The organism is Pontibacter pudoricolor (genome assembly GCF_010092985.1).
Classification (GTDB): domain Bacteria; phylum Bacteroidota; class Bacteroidia; order Cytophagales; family Hymenobacteraceae; genus Pontibacter; species Pontibacter pudoricolor.
This window is the reverse complement of sequence record NZ_CP048106.1, coordinates 2,626,879-2,651,258: the sequence shown is the minus strand read 5'-3', so window position 1 is coordinate 2,651,258 and position 24,380 is coordinate 2,626,879. Positions and strand designations below refer to the sequence as shown.

Here is a 24,380-nt window from a genome sequence, read left to right as displayed (position 1 = left end):
TTATACAAGTCCTTCTTTCAGGAGGTCGTGCAGGTGCACAAAACCTTCAAATTTTCCGGAGTCGGTTACAATTAGTTGTGTTATATTTTTCTCCTGCATAATGGCCATCGCTTCGGCAGCGTAGTGGTCCGGTTCTATAGTTAGCGGAGAGGCGGTCATGATATCAGTGGCAATTATACCTTCTGTTGATTCATATTTGTCCAACATACGACGTAAGTCGCCATCGGTTATGATACCAACGAGTTCATCTGAATTTTCTTTTACTACAGCCGTAGCACCCAGCCTTTTAGAAGAAATCTCGATAATAACCTGTCGTAATGATGCGTTCTCTGTAACCTTAGGTGCCTGGTTCTGCTTGTAAATATCTTCTACTTTTAAGTAAAGACGTTTACCCAGCGAGCCACCCGGGTGCAGGCGTGCAAAATCGGCACTGCTGAAACCGCGGGCTTCCAGCAGGCAAACGGCCAGCGCATCGCCAAGGGCAAGGGCAGCTGTTGTACTGGTAGTAGGGGCAAGATTATTGGGGCATGCTTCGCGTTCTACATTGGCATTCAGCACAAAATCAGCGCTTTCGGCCAGGTAAGAATCTATGCTTGATACGAGCGCTACCAGCTTGGAACCTTTGCGTTTAAGTAACGGAACTAAAACTTTGATCTCAGGTGTATTTCCACTTTTAGAGATACAGATCACAAAGTCTTCGGGCTGTATCATGCCCAGGTCGCCGTGGATGGCATCGGCAGCATGCATAAACAGGGCAGGGGTGCCGGTAGAGTTTAAGGTTGCTACGATTTTTTGGGCTATATTAGCACTTTTACCGATCCCGGTTACAACTACGCGTCCTTTTATGTCTAAAATAGCTTCGACGCAATTTTGGAAATCTTCGTCGATAAAATCTGCCAGTCTGGCGATAGCTTCGGCCTCAGATAGTAAGACTTTTTTTGCTATTTGAGTTATATTATTAATTAGATTCAAGTTAAATTTGTGTTAATGTACTCTTATTTGAGTACGTTGCAACCTTACTTATTTTTTGCAGGAATTACATGTCACTTACAGAGGTCAATCTCAAGAACAAATTAAAGGAAGTTTTTGGGTATAATCAATTCAGGGGAAATCAGGAGCTGATAATAAATAATATTATTAACGGCAAGAACACCTTTGTGATTATGCCTACAGGCGCCGGCAAGTCGTTGTGCTATCAACTGCCTGCTTTGTCGCTGCCGGGTACGGCCATCGTTATCTCGCCCTTATCGCCCTGATGAAAAACCAGGTAGATCAACTGAACGCGTTTGGCGTTAATGCCCAGTTCCTTAACTCTACGCTTTCCAAGTCTGAGATAAACAAGGTAAAGAAGGAAACACTGGCCGGCGAGGTAAAGCTGTTGTACGTGGCGCCGGAGTCGCTTACCAAAGAAGAAACTATAGAATTCCTGCGCAGCTCCAACATCTCGTTTGTAGCGATAGATGAGGCACACTGTATCTCGGAGTGGGGGCATGACTTCCGTCCGGAATATCGCCGCATCCGTGGTATTATAGATCAGATCGGCAACCTGCCGATTATAGCGCTAACCGCTACAGCCACGCCAAAAGTACAGCTCGATATACAGCGAAACCTACAGATGGATGAGGCTTCTGTTTTCAAGTCGTCGTTTAACCGTACCAACTTGTACTACGAGGTACGCCCTAAGCACAAGACCAAGAAGCAGCTGATACAGTATGTAAAGAAAAATAAAGGCAAGAGTGGCGTAGTATATTGCCTGAGCCGTAAAAAAGTAGAAGAGATTGCCGAGCTGCTTCGCGTGAACGATGTAAAAGCCCTGCCATACCACGCAGGCCTCGACTCGCAGATACGCATGGCCAACCAGGATGCTTTCCTGAACGAAGACTGCGATGTTATCGTGGCAACTATAGCATTCGGGATGGGCATTGATAAGCCGGACGTGCGCTTCGTGATTCACTACGATACACCAAAGTCTATAGAGGGCTATTACCAGGAAACCGGCCGCGCCGGTCGCGACGGGCTGGAAGGTAACTGCCTGATGTTCTATAGTTACGACGACATTGTTAAGCTCGAGAAATTTAATAAAGATAAGCCGGTAACCGAACGCGACAACTCTAAACTGTTACTGCAGGAAATGGCTTCTTATGCTGATTCTGCCGTTTGCCGTCGTAAGCAGTTGCTGCATTATTTTGGCGAAGCTTACGAAAAAGACTGCGGTTTCTGCGATAACTGTTTGCACCCGAAAGAGCGTTTCCAGGCACAGAACGAGGTTGTGAATGCGCTGAAAGCTGTGGAGCAGACAGGGGAGCGCTTTACTATTGAACACATAACGGCAGTGCTTACCGGCCTGCGTAACCAGCATGTAACTAGCTACGAGCACGATAACCTGGAAGTATTTGGCATTGGCAAAGAGCAGGATCTACAGTTCTGGAGTTCGGTGTTGCGCCAGGTGCTGTTATCAGAATACCTGGAAAAGGATATCGAGAATTTTGGCGTTGTGAAGCTGACAGACAAAGGCCGTAATTTTATAGTTAACCCGCAGCCGATAGAGCTTACCAAAGATCATAACTTTGAGCAGGAGGTAAGAGAAGACGAAGAGAATGAGCAATCACAGGCCGCTGCCGGCCACGACGAAGTTCTTTTCGACTTACTCAAGAACCTGCGCAAGAAACTGGCCAAGGAAAAAGGATTGCCACCTTACGTACTGTTCCAGGATCCGTCGTTAAAAGAGATGGCTACTGTTTACCCGACTACCAAAGAAGACCTGGCGCACATTGCCGGCGTGGGTATGGGCAAAGTGCAGAAGTTCGGTAAGCCGTTCCTGGACATGATTACCAAGTATGTGGATGAGAATGACATTGTAACAGCTGCCGATGTGGTGGTGAAAACAACTGTCAACAAATCCAAGATCAAGATCTACATCATTCAGCAGATAGATAAGAAAGTAGACCTGGAAGAGATCGCATCATCTAAAGGCCTTACCATGCAGGAACTGATAGAGGAAGTAGAGCACATCTGTTATTCCGGCACCAAGCTTAACCTGAACTATTACATTAACAATGTGTTGGATGAAGAGCGCCAGGAGGAGATCTATGATTACTTTATGAGCGCCAGCACTGACAACATTGCGGTAGCACTGAAAGAACTTGGTACCGACGATTATACAGAAGAAGACCTGCGTTTAATGCGCATTAAGTTCCTGAGCGAGTACGCGAACTAATTTATTAGCGATAGAAATAATTAAAAGGACCGTTGTAATAATACAGCGGTCTTTTTGTTTTAGAGTTAAACTATAACCTTAAGCAACTATAAAACTATAGTTTGTGCTGCACACGCAACTATAAATTTATAACTTCGCAGCAGCACTTTTGAAAAAAGCTTAGTACAGCAATTAATAACCAGCAAATTAAACTATGAATGTACTGATAATTGGATCCGGAGCCCGCGAGCATACTATAGCCTGGAAACTGAAGCAGAGCGAATATTGTGAGGAAGTATTTGTGGCGCCTGGCAACGCCGGAACAATGCAGTTCGGAACACATGCCACTGTAGACATCCATAACTTTGAAGAGGTAGCCAAGTTTGCCACCGATTTTGATATTATGATGCTTATAGTTGGGCAGGAGAACTCGCTGGTAGAAGGCATACACGATTATTTCCAGGAGAAAGATTACCTGAAACACATACTGGTAATAGGTCCTAAAAAGGCCGGTGCCATGCTGGAGGGCAGCAAAGATTTTTGTAAAGCCTTTCTGCAGAAGTACAACATCCCTACTGCCCGTTACCAGACCTTTACCGAAAATACATACCGCGAAGCTGTAGAATATCTGCGCGACCATAATTACCCGGTTGTTTTAAAAGCCGATGGCCTGGCTGCAGGCAAGGGTGTAATCATTTCTCCGGACTTTGAACATGCCCTGGATGCTTTGGAAGATATGCTGCGCAAAAAGCGCTTTGGCAATGCCGGTGCTAAAGTAGTGATTGAGGAGTTTCTGGATGGTATTGAGGTTTCAGTATTTATCCTGACAGACGGAAAAGAATACGTGCTGTTGCCGGAAGCAAAAGACTATAAACGCATCGGCGAAGGCGATACCGGGCTGAACACAGGTGGTATGGGCGCCATTTCGCCGGTGCCTTTTGCCGACGAAGTGTTTATGCAAAAGGTGAAGGAGCGCGTAATTGAGCCAACTATAAGAGGCTTGCAGGAAGATGGAATCGAGTATTCAGGTTTCCTGTTCATCGGGCTGATAAAAGTGAACAACGAGCCTTATGTAATTGAGTATAACGTGCGCCTCGGCGACCCTGAAACCGAAGCTATTTTACCGCGCATTAAGTCAGATCTGTTCGAGCTGTTTAAAGCATTGCACGATCATACGCTGGGCGACTATAAGCTGGAGATCGACCCGCGTACGGCAGCTACGGTTTTCCTGGTGTCAGGTGGCTACCCCGAAGGTTTTGAGAAAGGGAAAGAGATTTCCGGTATAGAACAGGTGAGCCCCGATGTGCTGGTGTTTCATGCTGGTACTAAAATGGTAAGTGATAAACTGGTAAGCAGTGGCGGTCGTGTAATGGCCGTAACCGCCCTGGGCGATACGATGGAAGAGGCATTGGCAAAAGCGAAACAGGCAGCCGAAACGATAACCTGGCAAGGCCGCTACTACCGCCGCGATATTGGGTTTGACCTGCGACAGGAAAAAGTATAGAAACAGAAAGGCCGGTTTATGCAACCGGCCTTTCTGTTTTGAATAAGCTTATAGTTAGCAGTACGCCTCAAAAGCACCTTTCAGGTTATCTACAATGCGGTTAAGTTCATTGCCTTCAATGTGGTAACGCTCGATCATGTGTACCAGCTCGCCATTTTTAAACAGCGCTATAGATGGTGATGACGGAGGGTAAGGCAGCATATACTCACGTGCTTTCGCAACTGCATCAGCTTCCATGCCTGCAAATACTGTGATCATTTTATCTGGCTTCTGGTCAGCAGATGCTACAGCCATTTTAAGGGCAGGACGCGCCTTAGATGCCGCGCAACCACAAACAGAGTTTATAGCCACTAATACAGTTCCTTCTTTAGCAGAAAGCGCCTGCTCTACTTCTTCAGGAGTCATTAGTTGTTCAAATCCAGCTGAGGTTAGATCCTCACGGATAGGTGCAACCATATATTCAGGATACATTCCCATAATCGTTCTTAATTAAGATTAAAACTACTACTGCAAATTTACAAAATAATTAGCAGATGCGAAGATGATCTATATCACCAGTTTATATCTGGCAAGATTTTAAAATATTGTATTGTGCGAACTATAAAAAATTGCATTGTTTTCTGAATATATAAGTAGTGTAAAACTCTTTTTATAGTCGTAAGTATATGGTTGTATGTGATAAACGTCTTTGGGTTGGCCGGTAGTTTTTTGGATTAAACCATAAAATTTTTGGCTATGGCAGGAGAAGGATTTAGGGCGCTAATTATACAACCAGATTTATGCTACATCACCCTTACCAGCTTCCGCAGGTTTGTTATTTTTACCTGCCCTCACTAAACGGCAAGTCTGCCGAAGTAATAGCAGTGCTTAATTGCGCTTCAGATACTATTTATATTCCGGTTCCTGAAGAAGATGTGCAGTTGCATGCTTTTTTCCAGCGCAGTATTACTCCTGCCGAAAGCAGTGGTTTCGGTAAAGAGCCAATGTGGCGCATTTTCACAACCTGGTGCGAGTTGGAATCAGACCACCGTAAATACGGTATAAATCCGGCTGTTATGGATATGCTGCTGAACTGCCGCGAAAACAAGCCGCTCAAGGATCACCTGGCAGTGGCTTAGATCTTATAAGTTGCTTTTACCTGGCCAGGCAACTTACCTTACATGCTGCTCTGCATAATTCATAAAAGGCTTTAGAGTGATAGGAATATTATTACATTAGGCTTTCAATAACTGGCGGTAGCATGTTCGAATTCGAAAATAACTATCTTCTGCTTTGGGTAGATGAAACTATACACCTGATGTACAGCGACTGGCTGCGCCCTGTAACTAGCGAAGAATACAGAGAAGGCAATAATTTATTGATCGAGCAGCTGCGCGAAAAAGACATACAAAACTGGATTGCAGATTCGTCTAAACTGGGTGATATCTCGCAGGAGGATGAGCGATGGACCCTTCAGGAGTTGATTCCAACTATAGCAGGTACAAACCTGTTAAAGCTGGCCCGCATAGCCGGTGAAGATACCGGAAGCCATGCCAAGTTTGAACAGTTCGTAAAACGCGCCGAACCAATTTACATCGGTAACATACAAGTAAGGCAATTTATAACCTATAAAGAAGCTGCCGACTGGTTAGGGGAGATTCCAGTGTAATGTAATGTATTGTTGGTTTATTGATTTGATTTAGACTTGGTAGTGTGCAGTTTCTGCTAACATTTGGGCTATAGTTTACTTATCTGTTTTATAGTTTCCCTTTTGTCATTTCGAACATTCTTGAGACGCGAGTCGAGAAGAGCCAGTGTAGTTGTGAAGTAGCTTATATGTCCTATAGTTCTTTCTCTTTTGTCATTTCGAACAAAGTGAGAAATCTGAATTCTATAGTTTGAAACACTACTACCTGAACCTAGCCTTTTCTTCTATAGCTACTTTTAATCCTGGGAGCTCTACTTGCCTATCGTTTCATTTCCAGCTTTGGTGCCCTCACGGCCGGGAGGCCCCGTCTTCGGGCATCGCGCTGCTGCTTTCTTGCTACCCTCGTGCCTCGGGTTGCCTGACGGCACCGCAACAAAGCAAAGGCGCTCAACCCAAAGACTGCGATCCGTTCGATAGTAAAACTATAGTTGATCAGAGCGGCTATAGTTGCATCGCTTTATCGTGGTTGTAGTTCCGTAGGGACAGGTAAACCTGTCCTATCTTAGGCTGTAACTATAGAAAACTCAGATTTCTCCTAACGTCGAAATGACAGATGGATAAGCCGTAGCAGAAAAGTCCCCCTTTGAAGGGGGCAGGGGGATGACAAACGGAAACTATAGAACTATAGCTAAGCTCTAACTATAGCCGAAATTCCCCTCCCGGGAGGGGCAGGGGTGGGTTAAAACAGCAGCGATAAAACGATAACCTCAACTATAGCAAAGGCTGTAAAGCTCCTTCCCCTGTTTTGGGGGTAGGGGCCCTCGATAAAAGGGGAAGGCTGGGAAGGGGTAAAACGATAGCCCAAACTATAGCAAAAGCCAAAACCTCCCCGCCTCAGACTACCGGGAAGCAATTCCGCAGGTAGCGAGCGTAGCGCTGAGGGCTTCAGGAGATTACGCCAACTATAGAACTACAACCTTAACTATAGCAACAACTGAAATTCCCCTCAAGAGAGTGACGGACTTAATCTTATAACTCTACCTATCTAAATTCCTGCCTCCCACATTAATCACAAACCCTACTGAAAATACAGAATAAGCCGCGGTAAGTGTTTCCCGGTTTTTAAGGCCGAAGGTAGTGCCAGTAGTGTACTGCAACTGTACCGATGGGTTAAGCGTGAGGCGGGTGTAGAAAATAGGCTCCAGGAAAATATTATCTTCTTCGGTTGCTGGCTCGTTGTTAAGCTTGTAATCGTGCATGTTAACGTAGCTGGCGCGCAGGGCAGTGCCATAGTTCAGCGGGAATTCATGGCTGAACAGGCGCAGCGACTTCTTCTTTTTAGAGGTAAAGTTTACCTGTACAAAATATTTGCTGAAGTTGGCTTCGTGGCGGGTATAGGTCATGGCACCGGTTTCGTCGTGCTCATCCTTATCGGTACGGTCGCTGGAGCCACCGCCATAGCCGGCATAAACTTCCAGTATCCGTCTGCCATCCGGGCCAAAAGTTGTAAAGTAGCCACCGCCAGCCTCTAATAAATTATGCCGCAAATCCCGCTTGCGGCGCTCGCTGTTGAGCATTGAGCCGTTGAGTACGACCGCAAAATGATCTGACACAGCATAGGCGGTATTAAACGTGATGTTGCCTTTGGGCGTGATGTGGCCGCCGGCGCTTAGCTCACCTTTTTCGGTAAACATGGGCACATTGGGCACATTGGGCATGTACGTAGATACGCAACCTGATAATAGAACTGCAATCCCGAAACTTAAGAATAGTAAAGATTTTTTCATGTGATTATGTTGGCAAGAGAAATTAACTCCCCGCACATCCTTCTTTTTTAATTAATTCTCATTGCCAGAGCAACCAATGCCACCGCAAAAGCGCCCCGGATGTAAGACTCTCAACGATGCATTTTACAAAATATTAAGTATAGCTATGCTTCATTTTTTACAAATTTAGTAAACGGAAACCGGAGTTATAGTTCAACATGGTTTAAGCCAGTTTTTTGCCATTTTCAACTCTTGGGTTTAAACCGTAATTTTGCCGGATGCAGCAATCTGAGATCAAGAAAGTACTTATTATACAAACCGCTTTTCTGGGCGACGTAGTGCTTGCAACCGCGCTCATAGAAAAACTACATGCCGCTTACCCCAATGCCCAACTTGATTTCTTATTAAGAAAAGGTAACGAAGGATTGCTGAAAGGCCACCCACAGCTGCACCAGGTATTGATCTGGAACAAACTGGAAGGCAAGTACAAAAGTCTCTGGAATCTGTTACGGCAGATCCGGTCAGAAAAATATGATGCGGTAATAAATGTGCAACGCTACGGCGCTACCGGCATACTGACCGCTTTTTCTGATGCAAAGCAAACCTTTGGTTTCGATAAAAATCCATTCTCTCGTTTCTTCACGCGCCGCTATACCCATAATATGGAGAACGGCAGCCACGAAGTAGAGCGAAACCAGTTACTGATCAGTAGCATTACACAAGGGCCAGCCGCCAAGCCTAAACTATACCCAACTGCCCAGGACTACGAAAAAGTACAGCCGCTCAAAACCGCCCCTTTTATAACTATAGCTCCCACATCGGTTTGGTTTACAAAGCAATACCCTGCAGAGAAGTGGATAGACCTGCTGAACAGTCTGCCTGCAAACTATAAAGTATACCTGCTGGGCTCACCTGCCGATAAAATTCACGCAGAGGAAATACTGCAAAAATCTGTTCATCCGAATGCAGAAAACCTGTGCGGGCAACTGAATTTATTACAGTCGGCTGCACTCATGCGCGATGCAATGCTGAACTACGTAAACGATTCCGGGCCGATGCACCTGGCCACTTCAGTTAATGCGCCGACCTGTGCGGTGTATTGTTCTACGGTGCCACGCTTTGGCTATGGTCCGCTGGCTGACTTTGCGAAGATTGTGGAGAAGGAAGAACCACTTTACTGCCGCCCCTGCGGTTTGCACGGTCACAAAACCTGCCCTGAAGGCCACTTTAAATGTGCGCACGATATCCGCAACGAGCAACTATTACATGTTTTAGAACTGGCCGAAGCAAAGCAGGAACTATAGTTGGTTTGCAGGTTAATGAGTTTCAAAGTTTTGAGAGCAATACGAAAGCTATAGTTGGCCATAGAGCGCCATGCATACTTTACCGGGACAGAACACCGTTATAGTTGTTGATTTATAGTTGCAAGTATAAAATATAGTCTATCTCTTCATCTTTTAGAGATAAGTTTTAACTTCGTACATCCAGATTGCAGGATATTCGATCCTGTGCAATTACATAACCAGATAATCTGAACCATGAGATACCTGCCTATTAGCAACGAGTTGTTTGTGCACAATCGCCACAACTTCGTAAAACAGCTGAAACCTTCTTCTATCGCCATCTTCAATTCTAATGATGTAATGCCAACCAATGCGGATGGTTCTATGGCGTTCCGTCAGAACAACGACCTTTTCTATCTGTCGGGCGCAGATCAGGAAGAAACAGTTCTTATCCTTTTTCCGGATGCGAAGGACCCACGCATGAAAGAAGTGCTGTTTGTGCGCGAAACCAACGACCACATCCTGACCTGGGAAGGCTACAAATTAACCAAACAGCAGGCACAGGAAGTATCGGGCATCAGAACTATACTCTGGACGCACGAATTTAAGTCAGTGCTGAACACGCTGATGGCCGAAGCCGAGCACGTGTACCTAAACAGCAACGAGCACCTGCGTGCCGTAGTAGAAGTGGAGACCCGCGATGCCCGCTTCACAAAATGGATGAAGGAGCGCTACCCGTTACACAAGTACGAGCGTAGCACCCCGATTATGCATTACCTGCGTGCCATTAAATCAGATCACGAAATCGCCCTTATCCGCAAGGCTTGTAACATTACCGAACTTGGTTTCAGAAGGCTGCTGAACTTTATAAAGCCGGGCGTAATGGAGTACGAGATCGAAGCAGAACTATACCACGAGTTTTTACGCAACCGTTCGCGCGGGCCGGCTTATGGTTCAATCATAGCGTCGGGTGCCAATGCCTGTATTCTGCACTATGTAGATAACAACCAGGAGTGTAAAGACGGCGATATGCTGTTGATGGATTTTGGTGCCGAGTATGCCAACTATGCATCAGACCTTAGCCGTACTATACCAGTTAACGGTACATTTACACCTCGCCAGCGCGATGTATATGAAGCTGTACTGCGCGTTATGAAAGCTGCAACAGCAATGCTGATACCGGGCAACACACTCGATCAGTATCATGCTTTTGTGGGTACGGTTATGGAGAACGAGCTGATTCGCCTGGACCTGTTGAACGAGCAGGATGTGCGTAACCAGGACCCTGCCGCGCCGCTTTATAAGAAGTACTTTATGCATGGCACTTCTCACTTCTTGGGGTTGGATGTGCACGATGTAGGCAACAAATATCGTCCGTTTGAAGAAGGCATGGTGTTTACCTGCGAGCCGGGTATTTATATCTGGGATGAAGGCATTGGCGTGCGTTTAGAGAATGACATCCTGGTAACTAAAAACGGCCCTGTTGACCTGATGAAGGATATTCCGTTAGAAGCAGATGATATTGAACGCCTGATGAAACGCTAGTTAACCATAAAAATATAGCTCCTTTTTAAAGACTGCCGGTGTAAAACTGGCAGTCTTTTTTATTGTCTTTTACCACTCAAAAACACGTATACCTTAAATAAATATGCAAATACAAAACCTTGTAGTGTAGTATCAGTTTGAAGAATAGGAATAATACAAAGCCAAAGGAGAACAACAGAACAGTGCAATACTGCTTAGTGCTAAAACTATAGTTTCACTATTAACCTTTGCTTATGAGTAAAACTCTACAACACATCAAAAACCTCCCCGGAAGAATAAATCTTTATTTCTGCTGTGCAATTAATTATTGGCGTACAAATAAACCTGCTTTAAATATGTACGTATTGACATATCAACATATACACAATAAAATTATGCGAACACAATTAACAAAATTTAGTGCAATAGCTTTTGTGCTTGTATTCCTGCTATCTGCAAATACAGCCTTGTTTGCACAAAATGCTGATAGACGGACAAATCTCCAGATATATGGTAGCGCGCTTCAATACAAAGGGGAGTTTGGCAACCAGTTTTTTGAAAAAGACATGGAGTGGGGCGGGGGACTCTCGCTTAACCGTTATTTGAGCCCATCTTTTGATGCTGGCTTACACCTCACGTATGGCGGCGCTGAAGCAAGCAAGGGCCTAAATAGTTTTGACACTTCTATTGGTACTGCTATGCTGGGCATTCGCCTGAAAATGTATGGTACTATTCTGAAAGAAGACGCTTTGATCGGACCTTACCTGACCGTAGCCGGTGGTGGAGCGTTTGCAAAAGCAGATGCAACGAACGATGGAGTTACCTTCGATGATGACTTTGTAACAACTGCCCTCCTGGGTGGTGCCGGTATCCGTATCCGTTTCTCTGATGGCGTAAGCGCTTTCGTGCAAACTGGCTACATGCTGACCGGTAATGACAAGTTTGATGGCCTGGAAGGTGGCGATAACGATCGTTTCCTGATGCACAACTTTGGACTTGGTTTTAACTTAGGCAAGGCTGTTGATACGGATATGGACGGTGTTGGCGACAGACGCGATAAATGCCCTGACACTCCAACAGGCGTACAGGTAGATAAAGATGGTTGTCCTATCGATACGGATGGTGACGGCGTAGCTGACTACCAGGATCAGTGCCCTACAGAAGCTGGTGTTGCTAACCTGCAAGGTTGCCCTGATAAAGACGGCGACGGTGTAGCTGATAAAGATGACCAGTGCCCGGATGAAGCCGGTACTACGGCCACACAAGGTTGCCCTGATTCTGATGGCGATGGTGTAGCGGATAAAGATGACAAGTGCCCTGATACTCCTGCTGGCGTAACAACTGGCCCGGATGGTTGCCCAACTGACTCTGACGGTGATGGTGTTCCGGATAACGAGGACGTTTGCCCTAATTCTGCAGGCCCAGCTGATAAAGGTGGCTGCCCAGAACTGGATGCTGCTACCCTGAAACTGCTGGAAGAAAAAGTTCGCTTCGAATTTGACCAGGCACGTGTACAGGAAGGTTACAAACAACTGCTGGATAGCATTGTAGTAGTACTTGAGAAATATCCTGACCATGTACTGCTGATCAAAGGTCACGCCGACTACATCGGTTCTGCAGAGTACAACCAGGCACTGTCTGAGCGTAGAGCGCAGGCTGTTAAAGATTACCTGATCGAGCGTGGTGTGCAGAACCCTGACAGACTTGTAACACGCGGTTACGGCGAAACACAGCCACTTGTAAAAGTTAACGAGCGACTGTCTAAACGCAGAACAGAAAGCGCCAGAGCCAAAAACAGACGTGTCGGCTTCGAGCTGAACACGCCGGATATGAAACTGGACATGGAATAATAAATTAGAATAGATTAGCGTCAAATTAAAAAGCGCCCCGGCATAAGTCGGGGCGCTTTTTTTTGTGCTATTGAACTATAGTTTAACTTACTCCAATAGCCTTGCCAGTAGTACTTTTCCCTCGGGCCACTCGCCAATATATGAGTAAGAGTTGATATGGCCTTTCGCACCTGCATTTACAAACTCGCTTCCCCACAGGTTAGCCAGGTATTCTGCACGTTCAATCGTTAGGTAGTCATCATCGGAGCTTGCCACCAGCATAGATTTAAAAGGCAGTTTAGCTTTCGGGAATGGGGCAAAGTCCAACACTTCTTTTAATTCTACATTTAGCTCTACTTCGGGCGGGGCTACCAGGAAAGCAGCTTTAATGTTAGCTTTATACTTCTGAGCCCAATGTGCAACGGTCATACAACCCAGGCTGTGTGCTATCAGTACAATCTCTTTTCCTTTCACTTCCCGAATCACTTTCTGCAGTTCTTCTACCCAATCCTTACAAACCGGTTTATCCCAATCAGACTGCTGCACACGTAGGCTCGTTGGGTCACTTTGCTGCCAATACGTTTGCCAATGCTCCGGACCCGAGTTGCCTAAGCCAGGTACGTGTATTATCTGCACTTCCGCCATCTCTAGTTTTATAATTTGTATTGCAAAGAAAGTATAATTTGGGTTGAGGAGTATAGGTTTTATAGTTTCAGTGGTGCAACCACCACCAGCCCCTCAGCGCTACGCTCGCTACCTGCGGAATGGCTTCCCGGTAGTCTGAGGCGGGGAGGTTTTGGCTACTTCTCCATCTGTCATCCTGAAAGGATCCTGTTAGAAGAGAAATAAGACCTTTGCTATAGCTTAGGTTATAGTTCTATAGTTTCAGTTTTACCCCTTCTCAGCCTTTCCCTTTTATCGAGGGCCCCTACCCCCAGAATAGGGGAAGGAGCCTTTGGTCTTTGCTATAGTTTAGGTTGTAGTGCTATCGTTGCTGTTTTAACCCACCCCTGCCCCTCCCGAGAGGGGAATTTCTGATGTTGCTATAGTTAATTGTATTGTTTTATAGTGGGTGTTTGTCATCCACCTGCCCCTTCAAAGGGGGACTTTTCTGGCTTTGCTATAGTTAGCGGCTATAGTTTTATAGTTACAGACCAAGATCGGACAGGTCGCGACCTGTCCCTGCGGAACTACAGCCACGATAAAACCAAACGCAACAACATCTCAATCAACTATAAAGTTAGCTATCGAACTGCTCACAGTCTTTGGGTTGAGCGCCTTTGCTTTGTTGCGGTGCCGTCAGGCAACCCGAGGAACGAGGGTAGCAAGAAAGCAGCAGCGCGATGCCCTTATCGAGGGCCCTTACCCCCAAGACGGGGCCTCCCGGCCGTGAGTGCACCAAAGCCAACTATAGAACTATAGGTTAGTAGAGCTCCCAGGATTAAAGAAGCAGCTATGAAAGAAAAGGCTAGGTTGTAACTGCAGCTATAGCACTCAGATTTCTCACGCTGTTCGAAATGACAAAAGAGAAACTATAGAACGTATAAGATTCCGCACAGCTGCGCTGGCTCTTCTCGACTCGCGTTTCAAGAATGTTCGAAATGACAAAAGAAAAACTATAGGACGTATAACATCCTCTTGGCTGATGTTCGGGATGACAACAAAGGAAGTAACCTACTACGCAGTTTTAGAAGCAAGCAGATACAACACTGCCATTCTGATGGCAACCCCATTTTCAACCTGATTCAGGATGATAGAATGATGCGAATCGGCCGCATCAGAGCTAAGTTCTACGCCACGGTTTATAGGACCAGGGTGCATCAGGGTTATTTCCTTATCCAGGCTATCGAGCATTTTCTTGTCGATGCCATAGTATAAGGTGTACTCACGCAACGACGGGAAATACTTCATTTGCTGGCGCTCCAGCTGTATACGCAGCACGTTGGCCACATCGCACCATTCCAGAGCTCTCCGTACATCTAACTCTACTTTTACGCCCAGTTCCTTAATATACTTTGGCAACAACGTTATCGGGCCACAAACCATCACTTCAGCACCTAATTTCTGCAGGGCAAATATGTTGGATAGGGCTACGCGCGAGTGCAGGATATCGCCGATAATAACCACTTTTTTGCCAGCTACTTCGCCATATTTTTCACGGATAGAGAAGGTATCTAAAAGCGCCTGGGTTGGGTGCTCGTGGGTGCCGTCGCCGGCATTTACGATGTTAGCGTTTATGTGGCGGCTCAGAAAATGAGGTGCTCCCGGGCTGGAGTGGCGCATCACGATCATGTCCACTTTCATAGCCAGAATGTTGTTTACCGTATCCAGCAGGGTCTCACCTTTTTTAACCGAACTGCTGCTGCTGCTAAAGTTGATCACATCAGCAGAAAGGCGTTTCTCGGCCAGTTCAAACGATAAGCGCGTGCGGGTAGAGTTCTCGAAGAAGACGTTGGCAATGGTAATATCGCGCAGCGAAGGCACTTTTTTAATCGGCCTGTTCAGTACATCTTTAAAATTATCCGCAGTCTCAAAAATGAGCTGAATATCTTGCGGAGTGATGTCTTTGATGCCTAACAGGTGCCGGACGCTGAGCTCTTGCATGGTAAGATTTTAGTCTTCGGTTTTAGTGAAAAGCCATATGGCATCTTCCGGGGCTTGTTGCGCCTGCCAGTCAACTAATACCCGCTGGCTTTGCAGCGAGTTTACCTGCCGGCCAACATATGTGGCTTCGATAGGCAGATGGCGGGTGTAAAGCCGGTCTATTAAAACAAGCAACTCCACATTCGCCGGCCGCCCATACGCTATCATGGCATCCAGTGCAGCCCTCACCGAACGGCCCGTATACAGCACATCGTCTACCAGTATTACTTTTTTACCTTCAATCAGGAAATCGACTTTGGTAGCGTTGGCTGTAAGCGGCGTTTCACGGCGGCGGAAATCGTCGCGGTGGAACGTGGTATCGAGGTAGCCGGTTGGTATTTGTTTGCCGAGTATGGTAGCCAGGGTGGTTTGTATGCGTTCTGCTACGTATTTGCCGCGTGGTTGCAGCCCAAGTATAACAGAATCAGAAAAGTCGCCATGGTTCTCGATCAACTGATGGCATAAGCGCATCACCATGATATCGAGTAACTGTTGGTTTACAATAAGTCTTTTCTGCATAACCGGAAGTATAGCTGCAAATATAGAAGAGTTCTTTTTAATTGCTAAATGGTTGGATGGTTAAATTGTTGATCGCTCATTGTTAATTGTTAAATAGCTTAATTGGTAAATGGTTGATTGATGCCTGATTGGATCTAAGTTTATAGTTCTAATGAATCTGCCGGACGGCTAGAAATATCAGGTAAGAGCTCAAACTATAGTTTAACTATGGAGCCATTAAACAATTTAACCATTAAGCAATTAAACCATTAAAAAGAGATCTTGTTGATGTAGAATACCATCCGGCTTTCGGCGTTTGCAGGTTTTATGCGGTGCCATCCAAAAGCAGCAAAGTTCAGTCCGTACCATTTTACAAGGCCGGCCATGCTTGTAGATACAATTTTGCTGTTGGCATCGCCCGGTTGTAATTCCAGTTCAGTATCTTCTTCAACGTAATTGTCCTGCTCCATAACCTTGTAAAAAATATCATCTTCATCAGGGTAAGCGATCACAACCGTACCTGTTGGGCTTGCTGTAATCTCAACGCTTTGTTGTAGCGTCCGGGTTTCCATGTTTCGTAACGGGAAGCTGTTATCCCAGAGCAAAATCCCGTCTTTATCGAATCCTAGGGCCAAGGCCATTGTGCGTTTATAGATTGTTGGTGTACTTACCAGGTAGCCTGTAGGTCCATAAATACGATTGAAATTGCCACCGCGCGAGTCGGTTGTGTACACTTCAGCACTTATAATATAGCCACTGAGGGTAGGATAAATATCATGAAACAATAGCCTGTATTGCACACCTGAGTCTTTGCCTGCCTGTTCTTTTTGTTCTTCGCGTTGCCGCATGCGCTTTTCCTGCTTCGGCTTCATGTACCTGAAAAAGTTCTTTAGCTGCAAAAAACTATAGTATCGCGAATCTGAAGAGTTAGCAGTAACCGGAACCGTAAAAATGCCTGAGGCGTAGCGGAGGTTGCGTGTGCTATAGTTTCCGATGAGTAACCTGGAAGTAGAGTCGCCGGGCGTTATTTCTGCTGTTACCGGCCTTTTTTCCTGCGTTGGATGTATAAAATAATTGCTGAGCAGCGTACCATCGGCGTTAAAGATCTTTGTCTGCAAACGGGATATTCTACCGTTCGACTCTGACATGACAACACTTACCTGTTGCGACTCCGGGTGTACCAGGATATCCGAGAAAGTAGATTCGGTGCCGTAAACAGCAGGGAGCGGCTTTATATCTCCGGAGGTCTCGTTAAGGTGCAGCAGGGTAGGCGTGCCGGTTTTGCGGGACCGGGCAACTATAAAATAATTGCCAGACAATACCTTAAACACATAGATAGAATCGATGGCTTCAATGTTATATTCCTTTGCAGTATAGTTACCGTCTGCAAGGTTAAGCTTTACAAACTGGAAGTCGTCGTTGTTTTCGCCGGTAAATGCAATATAACTATAGGCCTCTTCTGAGAAATGTGTAATGTACCTGCTGATGGGGTTCAGGGTAATCTTTTTGTTCCAGGCCGGCTGTAGCTGGTGGTTATATTTTGTGAATCCGAAGGTAGGAGGATTGGTCCAGTTGCCAACTGTTTTGGTTAATACGAGCAGGCTGCTATCGGGTGTGGGCAGCACCTGAACATCTGTTTTATAGATATCCAGTTCCAGTTCCAGTCGGTTAGGCTGGGTTGGTTTTTGTGCAAGCAGGGGCGAAACAACAAGCACAACTATAAGCAGGAGTAACAGCAATACTTTGTACATATAGCTAAGGATAGTATAGCGTACTACAGGAAAAGTATAAGATTGGCGGCTAAGTCTTTGTACTTGTTTTAGCCGCCAATCGTTGTTCTGCTGCCCGTAATTTTAAATTACTGTGCTATAGTTAGTTGCCAAGCGCGAGCAGTACATCAAACTCCTCGGCTTTAAGCGGCATAACCGACAGCCGCGACTGGCGCAGCAGGGCAATATTCTCTAAACGCTTGTCTTTTTTTATCTGCTCTAAAGTTACCGGGTCTCTGAAATCGCGGAAAGGCACCAGGTCTACAGCCATCCATTTCGGGTCGTCGGCAGTGGGGTCGGGGTAAGCGGCTTTGTCTACTTTGGCAATACCAACTATAGCTTTCTCTGATACGCTGTGATAAAACAATACCATGTCGCCGGGTTGCATTTGCTGCAGGTTGTTACGTGCCTGGTAATTTCTAACGCCATCCCAACAGATGCGCCCGTCTCTCACTAAGTCTGCCCACGAATATGTTTCAGGCTCCGATTTTACTAACCAGTAATGCATTTGATTTTTATAAATGTAAAAGTGTTTTGATCTATAGTTTAGTTATTGCGTTTTCGCTGCGTACTGAGGAACATGCGGGCTTCGAAATATAACTGAAGCAGTAATGCCCCGAATATAATTCCCCCGAAAAAGCTGGCATACGCATCTGCCATCACCAACGCCATAAATACCAGAAGCAGCAAGGTGCCAATTATAGTACGGTTTAGCTTAGATATTTTCTGGTAGTTTAGCATGCGCTTGTCTGATTTACTTTTCGGCCGGAGATTTATATCACTTTTTCTTACTCATAAAGTAAAGCATCACTTCCCCAAAAAACATAACGATCAGTATCCCATTCAGGAAGCCTTTTATAAAGTTAAAAACATCGCCTCTGGGTTCGGTAACTATAAGTATTGCCAGGATGCCCAGCAAGGTTACTAAAATAATGGTACGGGTGCGGGCACTTAGTTTTCGGTAACTGAACATGTTATTTAAGCGGGTCTCCGGTTACTTCTTCGCGTTTCACTTTCAGCACGTCATTCTCCAGCGACACGATCTCGATCAGGTATTGCTGCTGCGGCTGGCCTTCCGGTTTTATAGTTATCAGGATCTTATCGTTGTCGGTAAACTGCCAGGTGCCGGGTTGCTCTTCCAGTCCGTCGGCAGGCGCTATGGCATAGTTTTTCAGGATGCCGCCTTTCTCCAGCATAAAGCCTGTGCGGCCACGCGATGGCGCAAAGTCATACGTGTTCGGGCGGTAAGTAGTGATTTCTTCCTGGTCTTCTTCAAACGCGTGCAGCCAGGTTTTGCCAACAAGTTGTTGTTCGATTTTACTTGATTTTTTACAGGTGTTAGCCAGCAACAACAGGCACACCAAACAAAGCAGGGAAGCGTATTTCATAAGTATGGAAAGCTGCTACCGCAGCATTTTTTGTTAGCCAAGATAAGGATTTCTGCCTTTATATAGAAGCAAATGAATATAAAACGACTGCAAGTATGGTTCGGGCGGTTTTTCCTATCTTTGTAAGTATACGATATAGGCCGTGGAAAATAAAAAGATCATACGACTGTTTAAGCTGGCTTCTGAGTTGATGGAGCTGCACGACGAGAATCCGTTTAAGGTACGCTCTTATGTGAATGGCGCCGCTACGCTGGAATTAGTGGAAGAACCACTGGCAGGCATGAGCCAGGCTACCCTTGAAAGTATACAGGGTGTAGGCAAAGGCATTGCCGCTAAAATTATCGAGATAAACCAGACCGGTTCTTTTGCCGAACTGGACCAGATGCTGGCTGCCACACCGCCGGGCGTAGTTGAGATGCTGCGCATTAAAGGCATCGGCCCTAAAAAAGTACGCACCATCTGGAAAGAGCTGGGCACCGAAACCGTGGAAGAACTGCTGGATGCCTGCGAGCAGGACAAACTGAGCAAACTGAAAGGCTTCGGCGCCAAAACCCAGGAAAACATAAAACAGGCGCTGCTCTTTACCCAGCAAAACCGTGGCAAACTGCTTTACGCCGAAGCCGAGCCAAGTGCCGAAGAACTGCTGCAAACTATAAAACAAGCGCTGCCCGATGCGAAAGTGGAAGTAGTTGGGGATGTGCGCCGGCGCATGGAAATTGTGGAAAGCCTGCAATTTGTAGTCGCTACCGATAAGTATAAAGATACTTGTGAAAAGCTTGGCAAAATAGATGTGCTGGAGCAGGATATTAAGAGCTCTGGCCCACGTATCTGGCGCGGCAACTATAGTTTGAATGGCATGGTGACTGAAATAAGATTAGTAGACGATGCCTGCTTTGCTAACGAAGTGGTGTTGCGTTCTGCTTCGGAGGCGCACTTAACGCAGGTTTTTGCAGCCGGTAAAACTATGCTGAATGTGCTGCGCGAAGAGAATCATAAAACGGAAGAGGATGTGTACCATGCAGCCGGCATGGCGTACGTGGTTCCGGAACTGCGCGAAGGTACCAATGAGCTGCAACTGGCCATGGATAACAAGCTGCCAAAACTGCTCGAACTCTCCGACCTGAAAGGTATTCTGCACAACCACAGTACCTACTCCGACGGCGCCCACACCTTAGAGCAGATGGCCACTTTCTGCCGCGACATGGGCTACCAGTATCTGGGTATCTCAGATCACAGTAAAACGGCATCGTACGCAGGCGGCCTGCGCGAAGGCGATGTGCTACGCCAGCAAAAAGAGATTGATGAGCTGAACCAGAAACTGGCTCCGTTTAAAATTTTCAAAGGCATTGAGTCGGATATCCTGACAGATGGCTCACTGGACTATGATGAATATATCCTGAAGACCTTCGATTTTATAGTTGCCAGTGTTCATAGCGTGCTGAACATGGATGAGAAGAAAGCAACGCAACGCCTGATCACAGCTATCGAAAACCCATACACTACCATGCTCGGCCACCCGACCGGCAGACTATTGCTGCGCCGCGAAGGTTACCCGATCAACCATAAAATGGTAATTGATGCCTGCGCTGCCAACAACGTCATCATCGAGATAAACTCCAACCCATGGCGCTTAGACCTGGACTGGCGCCACGTGCAGTATGCGTTGGAAAAAGGAGTAATGCTAAGCATAAACCCCGACGCCCACCACACCAGCGGCTACGACGATATGAAGTACGGTGTACTGGTAGGCCGCAAAGGCGGATTGACCAAAGAAATGACCTTTAATGCCAAGCCGGTTGATGAAGTAGAAGCTTACTTTAACAAGCGCAAGGCTGGGATTAAATAATTGTTGATTGTTGACTCGGCTATAGTTTGAACCCACCCCTAACCCCTCCAAGGAGTGGAATCATATGATAGCAGAAAATCCCCTCTTGGGAGGGGCAGGGGTGGGTAAATTGTTATTTCGAGCCAAAGCGAGAAATCTATTTAAAATTCCAGTTAGATCTCTCCTTACGTCGAGATGACAAACTATAGCATGAGACTGAACTATAACTTTTGCCTTTTTTGTCAGTTTGAAAGTGGTTCATCCCAAACTTGATTCGGGGAATCTTGTAGAAAGCGAGATGACATTTAAACTATAGAACTATAACTCCATAACTCACACAAAACCGTTTTTAACCAAAAAGCTCCATTGCAAAAAGAGAAGCTTAAAATACTCATCATCCGGTTCAGCTCAATCGGGGATATTATTTACACCACGCCGGTTGTCCGTTGCCTGAAGCTACAGGTACCGGGCGCAGAAATACATTTCCTGACGAAACCCGGTTTCCGGTTTATACTGGACAACAACCCTTATGTAGATAAACTTCATCTGCTAAAAGACCATCTGGATGACACCATTCAGGACCTGCGTGCGGAGCAGTTTGATTACGTGATTGACCTGCACAACAGCCTGCGCTCGGTGCTGGTGAAGTATAAGCTGGGCGTAAAATTCTCTACGTTCAAAAAACAGCGTATCCGTAAAATTCTGGCTTTAAAGTTTAAGTTGAATACCGTTAAGCCAACCCACCTGGTAGACCGCTATCTCGAAACCGTGAAATTTTTAGGTGTAGTGAATGATCAGAAACCGGTAGATTATTTCCTGACCGGTAACTATAGCTTGAGCACACTGCTACCTGAAACACACCAGCAGGACTATGTTGCTTTCATAATTGGCGCAACACACTTTACCAAACGTATGCCGAACGAACAGGTGGTCAGCATCTGCAATTCACTGAACAGGCCAGTCGTGTTGCTGGGAGGTAAGGATGTGGAAGAAAACGGTGCAATTATAGCAGAAGCTGCCGGAGCGAAAGTGTACAACGCGTGCGGTAAACTGAACATGAACGAATCAGTATATGTGGTGAAGCAGGCAGCTAAAGTAATTGGTTTTGATACCGGTCTAACGCATATTTCTGAAGCGTTTGATAAAGAACTGGTAACGATCTGGGGAAGTACCGTGCCTGAACTTTTGGGGGTACAACCCTACCAGGTTACAAGACACTACGAAGCAGGAGTGGAGCTACCATGTCGCCCATGTACCAAGTTTGGAAGATCAGAATGCCCGCTTGGCCACTTTAAATGCATGCGCGATATTAATGAAAGAGCTATAGTTGATTTTGTGAACCACGAAGGATAGAAGAGATGAAGAACTATAACTGGCAGGAGACTGACACGCAATTTCTGGAAGCTTTGCTCTTAGCAACAGGCGGCGAGGGCGGTGCACCACTACAGGAAGTATTGTTGATGGCTGATGCCGCAGACGGGACAGTATTCGAACTGAAAGAAGTGGAAGAAGCCCTGTTAAAACTGGTTGCTGCAAAGGTGGTAACTGTAAACAAGAACAAGCTAGGCCTGAACCCGGATTTCCTGCAAAAATACGAAACGTTAACTATACAGGAAGGCGTAACAGAGAATAACGATCTGCTAGTAAATCTACTGCAACAGCAAACTATAACCGAAGAAACTATAAAAGCTGCTAAAGAAGGTGAACTGAAGAAGTATAAACTCAAAAATTACTATCAGCAATACCAGGAACAGTTTGGGTAAGTTATATCTCAGTGCGCTGTTTCGGACATTCATGTCCGAAACCTGTCTGCTGTGGACGTCCACGTCCGCTGTAATGTGGGGACAAGGATGTTTCCGGCAAAGAGCTTACGGACTAAGAAGTCCGAAAGAGCTTATTTGAAAGGGCAAAAAATGAAATTGTAGACACGCAATACTTTGCGTGTTAGCCAACTATAAAACAGAAGCCGCTGAGGGTATCAGCGGCTTCTGTTTTTACTAAAATGCCAATTATTACATTAGCACATTACCCAATCTTCTCAAACCCTAAATATGGGTGCAGCACTTTTGGCATGTTAATACCGTCCGGTGTCTGGTTATTCTCCAGGATAGCGGCAACTATACGAGGCAGGGCAAGGGCGCTACCATTTAACGTATGCAGCAATTGTGTTTTACCAGCTTCATTTTTATAACGCAGCTTCAGGCGGTTAGCCTGATACGTTTCAAAGTTAGAAGCGGAGCTTACTTCCAGCCAGCGGCCTTGCGCTGTAGAATATACTTCCATGTCGTAAGTCAGGGCAGACGTAAAGCCCATATCACCGCCGCAAAGACGCAGCACACGGTAAGGTAATTCCAGTTTCTGCAGAAGGCCTTGTATATAGCTGCTCATCTCTTCCAGCGTTTCATAAGACTTCTCAGGCAGCGTAATCTGTACAATTTCTACCTTGTCAAACTGGTGCAAACGGTTCAATCCACGTACATCGGCACCCCACGAACCAGCTTCTCTTCTGAAACATGGTGTATGACCTGCATTTTTTATTGGCAACTGGTCGGCTGGTACAATTACATCACGGTAAATGTTGGTGATCGGTACCTCGGCCGTAGGTATCAGGTAATAGTTATCTTCGGTGGCATGGTACATCTGTCCGTCCTTGTCCGGTAACTGGCCGGTGCCGTAGCCCGATGCTTCGTTAACCAAAATTGGCGGCTGTATTTCAGTGTAACCGGCTTTCAGGGCTTCATCTAAAAAGAAGTTGATAAGCGCGCGCTGCAAACGGGCTCCCTGCTTTTTATAAACCGGGAAACCTGCACCAGTTATCTTATTGCCCAGGTCAAAATCAATGATGTCGTATTTCTGGATAAGCTCCCAATGAGGCTGCGCGCCTGCATGCAGTTCAGGAATTTCACCATGTTGCAGAACTACTTCATTGTCTTCTGCTGTTCTACCTACAGGAACACTTGCGTGTGGCAGGTTTGGTAACTTATATAAAGCTGCCTGCAACTCATCTTCCAGGGTAGTTAACTGGTCGGCAAGGGTTTTGGCCTGCTGCTTTAATTCGGTAGTTTGTGTTTTATAAGATTCGGCTTTCTCGCGTTCGCCGTTCTTCATCAGAATTCCGATCTCTTTGGAGATGCTGTTCGACTGGGCCTGCAGCTCGTCGTGCTCGCTCTGTACCTGCCGGCGACGCTGGTCAAGTTCAAGTAAAGCAGCAACTTCATCGGCTGCATTTTTGTAGTTTTTCTTGGTGAGGCCTGCCACTACCAGGTCTGTCTGCTCCCTTAAAACGGATAGTTGTAGCATAGTTGCGTGTTATGTATTGGTACAAAAATATACTTTTTTGCGTAGTACGCGGCAATTCGTAAATCTTTTACCTGTTTTCTGAAACATTTTGCATAAAATGATGCGTAATATTTGTTAATTAGGTGCTATTGCAATAACATTGCAGTGCATTTATGAAGCAGGCCCTTCCTGAGCCTCACTATTTCTACGCAATCTATTCTGTTTCCTGATTTATAATTTAAGACTCTC

At 45.9% G+C, this 24,380-nt stretch carries 22 protein-coding genes and 1 pseudogene; 11 read left to right on the top strand and 12 right to left on the bottom strand.

Translation table 11 applies throughout. From position 1 onward, the window contains the following. Complete coding sequence (locus GSQ66_RS11335) at positions 1-972, bottom strand: KpsF/GutQ family sugar-phosphate isomerase (protein WP_162427578.1); 972 nt, start codon at positions 970-972, stop codon at positions 1-3. A gap of 68 nt (positions 973-1,040) precedes the next feature. On the opposite strand from GSQ66_RS11335, the pseudogene recQ reads away from it, so the two are divergent. Next, positions 1,041-3,217, top strand: a pseudogene (recQ, locus tag GSQ66_RS11330) (DNA helicase RecQ). A gap of 193 nt (positions 3,218-3,410) precedes the next feature. Then, positions 3,411-4,700, top strand: coding sequence for a phosphoribosylamine--glycine ligase (purD, locus tag GSQ66_RS11325; protein WP_162427577.1), 1,290 nt, complete (start codon positions 3,411-3,413; stop codon positions 4,698-4,700). A gap of 54 nt (positions 4,701-4,754) precedes the next feature. On the opposite strand, the gene GSQ66_RS11320 is transcribed toward purD, so the two are convergent. Then, positions 4,755-5,171 (bottom strand): BrxA/BrxB family bacilliredoxin, encoded by a 417-nt coding sequence (locus GSQ66_RS11320; protein ID WP_162429026.1) that lies wholly within the window; start codon positions 5,169-5,171, stop codon positions 4,755-4,757. Between the two features lie 308 nt (positions 5,172-5,479). On the opposite strand from GSQ66_RS11320, the gene GSQ66_RS11315 reads away from it, so the two are divergent. The 3 genes from GSQ66_RS11315 (at position 5,480) to GSQ66_RS11305 (ending at position 6,859) form a co-directional block, all read left to right on the top strand. Beyond that, the gene (locus GSQ66_RS11315) at positions 5,480-5,818 is read left to right on the top strand and encodes a hypothetical protein (protein ID WP_162427576.1); all 339 of its coding nucleotides are present in this window, start codon (positions 5,480-5,482) and stop codon (positions 5,816-5,818) included. A gap of 122 nt (positions 5,819-5,940) precedes the next feature. Further along, positions 5,941-6,348, top strand: coding sequence for a hypothetical protein (locus GSQ66_RS11310; protein ID WP_162427575.1), 408 nt, complete (start codon positions 5,941-5,943; stop codon positions 6,346-6,348). Positions 6,349-6,577: 229 nt separating this feature from the next. Next, entirely contained in the window at positions 6,578-6,859 is a 282-nt protein-coding gene (locus GSQ66_RS11305; protein WP_162427574.1) for a hypothetical protein, read from the top strand. A gap of 505 nt (positions 6,860-7,364) precedes the next feature. On the opposite strand, the gene GSQ66_RS11300 is transcribed toward GSQ66_RS11305, so the two are convergent. Beyond that, complete coding sequence (locus GSQ66_RS11300) at positions 7,365-8,114, bottom strand: hypothetical protein (RefSeq protein ID WP_162427573.1); 750 nt, start codon at positions 8,112-8,114, stop codon at positions 7,365-7,367. Between the two features lie 257 nt (positions 8,115-8,371). Here GSQ66_RS11300 and GSQ66_RS11295 point away from each other — a divergent pair, with 257 nt between their 5' ends. The 3 genes from GSQ66_RS11295 to GSQ66_RS11285 all read left to right on the top strand — a co-directional run bounded on the left by GSQ66_RS11295 (position 8,372) and on the right by GSQ66_RS11285 (position 12,750). Continuing rightward, positions 8,372-9,397 (top strand): glycosyltransferase family 9 protein, encoded by a 1,026-nt coding sequence (locus GSQ66_RS11295; protein WP_202923339.1) that lies wholly within the window; start codon positions 8,372-8,374, stop codon positions 9,395-9,397. 234 nt (positions 9,398-9,631) lie between these two features. After that, on the top strand, positions 9,632-10,921 hold the full coding sequence (locus tag GSQ66_RS11290; RefSeq protein ID WP_162427572.1) for an aminopeptidase P family protein: 1,290 nt from the start codon (positions 9,632-9,634) through the stop codon (positions 10,919-10,921). A gap of 374 nt (positions 10,922-11,295) precedes the next feature. After that, the gene (locus GSQ66_RS11285) at positions 11,296-12,750 is read left to right on the top strand and encodes an OmpA family protein (protein ID WP_162427571.1); all 1,455 of its coding nucleotides are present in this window, start codon (positions 11,296-11,298) and stop codon (positions 12,748-12,750) included. A gap of 87 nt (positions 12,751-12,837) precedes the next feature. Here GSQ66_RS11285 and GSQ66_RS11280 read toward each other — a convergent pair whose 3' ends face one another. The 8 genes from GSQ66_RS11280 to GSQ66_RS11245 all read right to left on the bottom strand — a co-directional run bounded on the left by GSQ66_RS11280 (position 12,838) and on the right by GSQ66_RS11245 (position 19,027). Beyond that, on the bottom strand, positions 12,838-13,374 hold the full coding sequence (locus GSQ66_RS11280; protein ID WP_162427570.1) for an RBBP9/YdeN family alpha/beta hydrolase: 537 nt from the start codon (positions 13,372-13,374) through the stop codon (positions 12,838-12,840). A gap of 1,032 nt (positions 13,375-14,406) precedes the next feature. Further along, positions 14,407-15,333: an aspartate carbamoyltransferase catalytic subunit gene (locus GSQ66_RS11275; protein ID WP_162427569.1), complete on the bottom strand. Its 927-nt coding sequence runs from the start codon at positions 15,331-15,333 to the stop codon at positions 14,407-14,409. Positions 15,334-15,342: 9 nt separating this feature from the next. Further along, complete coding sequence (gene pyrR / locus GSQ66_RS11270; protein ID WP_162427568.1) at positions 15,343-15,891, bottom strand: bifunctional pyr operon transcriptional regulator/uracil phosphoribosyltransferase PyrR; 549 nt, start codon at positions 15,889-15,891, stop codon at positions 15,343-15,345. A gap of 248 nt (positions 15,892-16,139) precedes the next feature. Further along, the gene (locus GSQ66_RS11265; protein ID WP_162427567.1) at positions 16,140-17,621 is read right to left on the bottom strand and encodes a hypothetical protein; all 1,482 of its coding nucleotides are present in this window, start codon (positions 17,619-17,621) and stop codon (positions 16,140-16,142) included. A 121-nt stretch (positions 17,622-17,742) separates the two neighbouring features. After that, the gene (locus tag GSQ66_RS11260) at positions 17,743-18,147 is read right to left on the bottom strand and encodes an EVE domain-containing protein (protein WP_162427566.1); all 405 of its coding nucleotides are present in this window, start codon (positions 18,145-18,147) and stop codon (positions 17,743-17,745) included. 38 nt (positions 18,148-18,185) lie between these two features. Continuing rightward, positions 18,186-18,380 carry a hypothetical protein gene (locus GSQ66_RS11255; protein WP_162427565.1) on the bottom strand — a complete coding sequence of 65 codons (195 nt, stop codon included), beginning with the start codon at positions 18,378-18,380 and terminating at the stop codon, positions 18,186-18,188. Positions 18,381-18,417: 37 nt separating this feature from the next. Beyond that, positions 18,418-18,612, bottom strand: coding sequence for a hypothetical protein (locus tag GSQ66_RS11250; RefSeq protein WP_162427564.1), 195 nt, complete (start codon positions 18,610-18,612; stop codon positions 18,418-18,420). 1 nt (position 18,613) lies between these two features. After that, positions 18,614-19,027, bottom strand: a complete 414-nt coding sequence (locus GSQ66_RS11245) for a hypothetical protein (protein WP_162427563.1) — start codon at positions 19,025-19,027, stop codon at positions 18,614-18,616. Positions 19,028-19,169: 142 nt separating this feature from the next. Here GSQ66_RS11245 and polX point away from each other — a divergent pair, with 142 nt between their 5' ends. The 3 genes from polX (at position 19,170) to GSQ66_RS11230 (ending at position 22,615) form a co-directional block, all read left to right on the top strand. Then, on the top strand, positions 19,170-20,873 hold the full coding sequence (gene polX, locus GSQ66_RS11240; RefSeq protein ID WP_162427562.1) for a DNA polymerase/3'-5' exonuclease PolX: 1,704 nt from the start codon (positions 19,170-19,172) through the stop codon (positions 20,871-20,873). Between the two features lie 345 nt (positions 20,874-21,218). Continuing rightward, positions 21,219-22,205, top strand: coding sequence for a glycosyltransferase family 9 protein (locus GSQ66_RS11235; RefSeq protein ID WP_162427561.1), 987 nt, complete (start codon positions 21,219-21,221; stop codon positions 22,203-22,205). 5 nt (positions 22,206-22,210) lie between these two features. Further along, complete coding sequence (locus GSQ66_RS11230) at positions 22,211-22,615, top strand: hypothetical protein (protein WP_162427560.1); 405 nt, start codon at positions 22,211-22,213, stop codon at positions 22,613-22,615. A 262-nt stretch (positions 22,616-22,877) separates the two neighbouring features. Here the strand turns inward: GSQ66_RS11230 and serS are convergent, their stop codons facing one another. Beyond that, positions 22,878-24,152 (bottom strand): serine--tRNA ligase, encoded by a 1,275-nt coding sequence (serS, locus tag GSQ66_RS11225; protein ID WP_162427559.1) that lies wholly within the window; start codon positions 24,150-24,152, stop codon positions 22,878-22,880. Positions 24,153-24,380: the final 228 nt, after the last annotated feature.

Bases quoted from the DNA above. Each gene is read 5' to 3' on its own strand.
- purD (WP_162427577.1), top strand. From the start codon at position 3,411: ATGAATGTACTGATAATTGGATCCGGAGCCCGCGAGCATACTATAGCC.
- GSQ66_RS11320 (WP_162429026.1), bottom strand. From the start codon at position 5,171: ATGTATCCTGAATATATGGTTGCACCTATCCGTGAGGATCTAACCTCA.
- GSQ66_RS11315 (WP_162427576.1), top strand. From the start codon at position 5,480: ATGCTACATCACCCTTACCAGCTTCCGCAGGTTTGTTATTTTTACCTG.
- GSQ66_RS11310 (WP_162427575.1), top strand. From the start codon at position 5,941: ATGTTCGAATTCGAAAATAACTATCTTCTGCTTTGGGTAGATGAAACT.
- GSQ66_RS11300 (WP_162427573.1), bottom strand. From the start codon at position 8,114: ATGAAAAAATCTTTACTATTCTTAAGTTTCGGGATTGCAGTTCTATTA.
- GSQ66_RS11295 (WP_202923339.1), top strand. From the start codon at position 8,372: ATGCAGCAATCTGAGATCAAGAAAGTACTTATTATACAAACCGCTTTT.
- GSQ66_RS11290 (WP_162427572.1), top strand. From the start codon at position 9,632: ATGAGATACCTGCCTATTAGCAACGAGTTGTTTGTGCACAATCGCCAC.
- GSQ66_RS11285 (WP_162427571.1), top strand. From the start codon at position 11,296: ATGCGAACACAATTAACAAAATTTAGTGCAATAGCTTTTGTGCTTGTA.
- GSQ66_RS11280 (WP_162427570.1), bottom strand. From the start codon at position 13,374: ATGGCGGAAGTGCAGATAATACACGTACCTGGCTTAGGCAACTCGGGT.
- GSQ66_RS11275 (WP_162427569.1), bottom strand. From the start codon at position 15,333: ATGCAAGAGCTCAGCGTCCGGCACCTGTTAGGCATCAAAGACATCACT.
- pyrR (WP_162427568.1), bottom strand. From the start codon at position 15,891: ATGCAGAAAAGACTTATTGTAAACCAACAGTTACTCGATATCATGGTG.
- GSQ66_RS11265 (WP_162427567.1), bottom strand. From the start codon at position 17,621: ATGTACAAAGTATTGCTGTTACTCCTGCTTATAGTTGTGCTTGTTGTT.
- GSQ66_RS11260 (WP_162427566.1), bottom strand. From the start codon at position 18,147: ATGCATTACTGGTTAGTAAAATCGGAGCCTGAAACATATTCGTGGGCA.
- GSQ66_RS11255 (WP_162427565.1), bottom strand. From the start codon at position 18,380: ATGCTAAACTACCAGAAAATATCTAAGCTAAACCGTACTATAATTGGC.
- GSQ66_RS11250 (WP_162427564.1), bottom strand. From the start codon at position 18,612: ATGTTCAGTTACCGAAAACTAAGTGCCCGCACCCGTACCATTATTTTA.
- GSQ66_RS11245 (WP_162427563.1), bottom strand. From the start codon at position 19,027: ATGAAATACGCTTCCCTGCTTTGTTTGGTGTGCCTGTTGTTGCTGGCT.
- GSQ66_RS11230 (WP_162427560.1), top strand. From the start codon at position 22,211: ATGAAGAACTATAACTGGCAGGAGACTGACACGCAATTTCTGGAAGCT.
- serS (WP_162427559.1), bottom strand. From the start codon at position 24,152: ATGCTACAACTATCCGTTTTAAGGGAGCAGACAGACCTGGTAGTGGCA.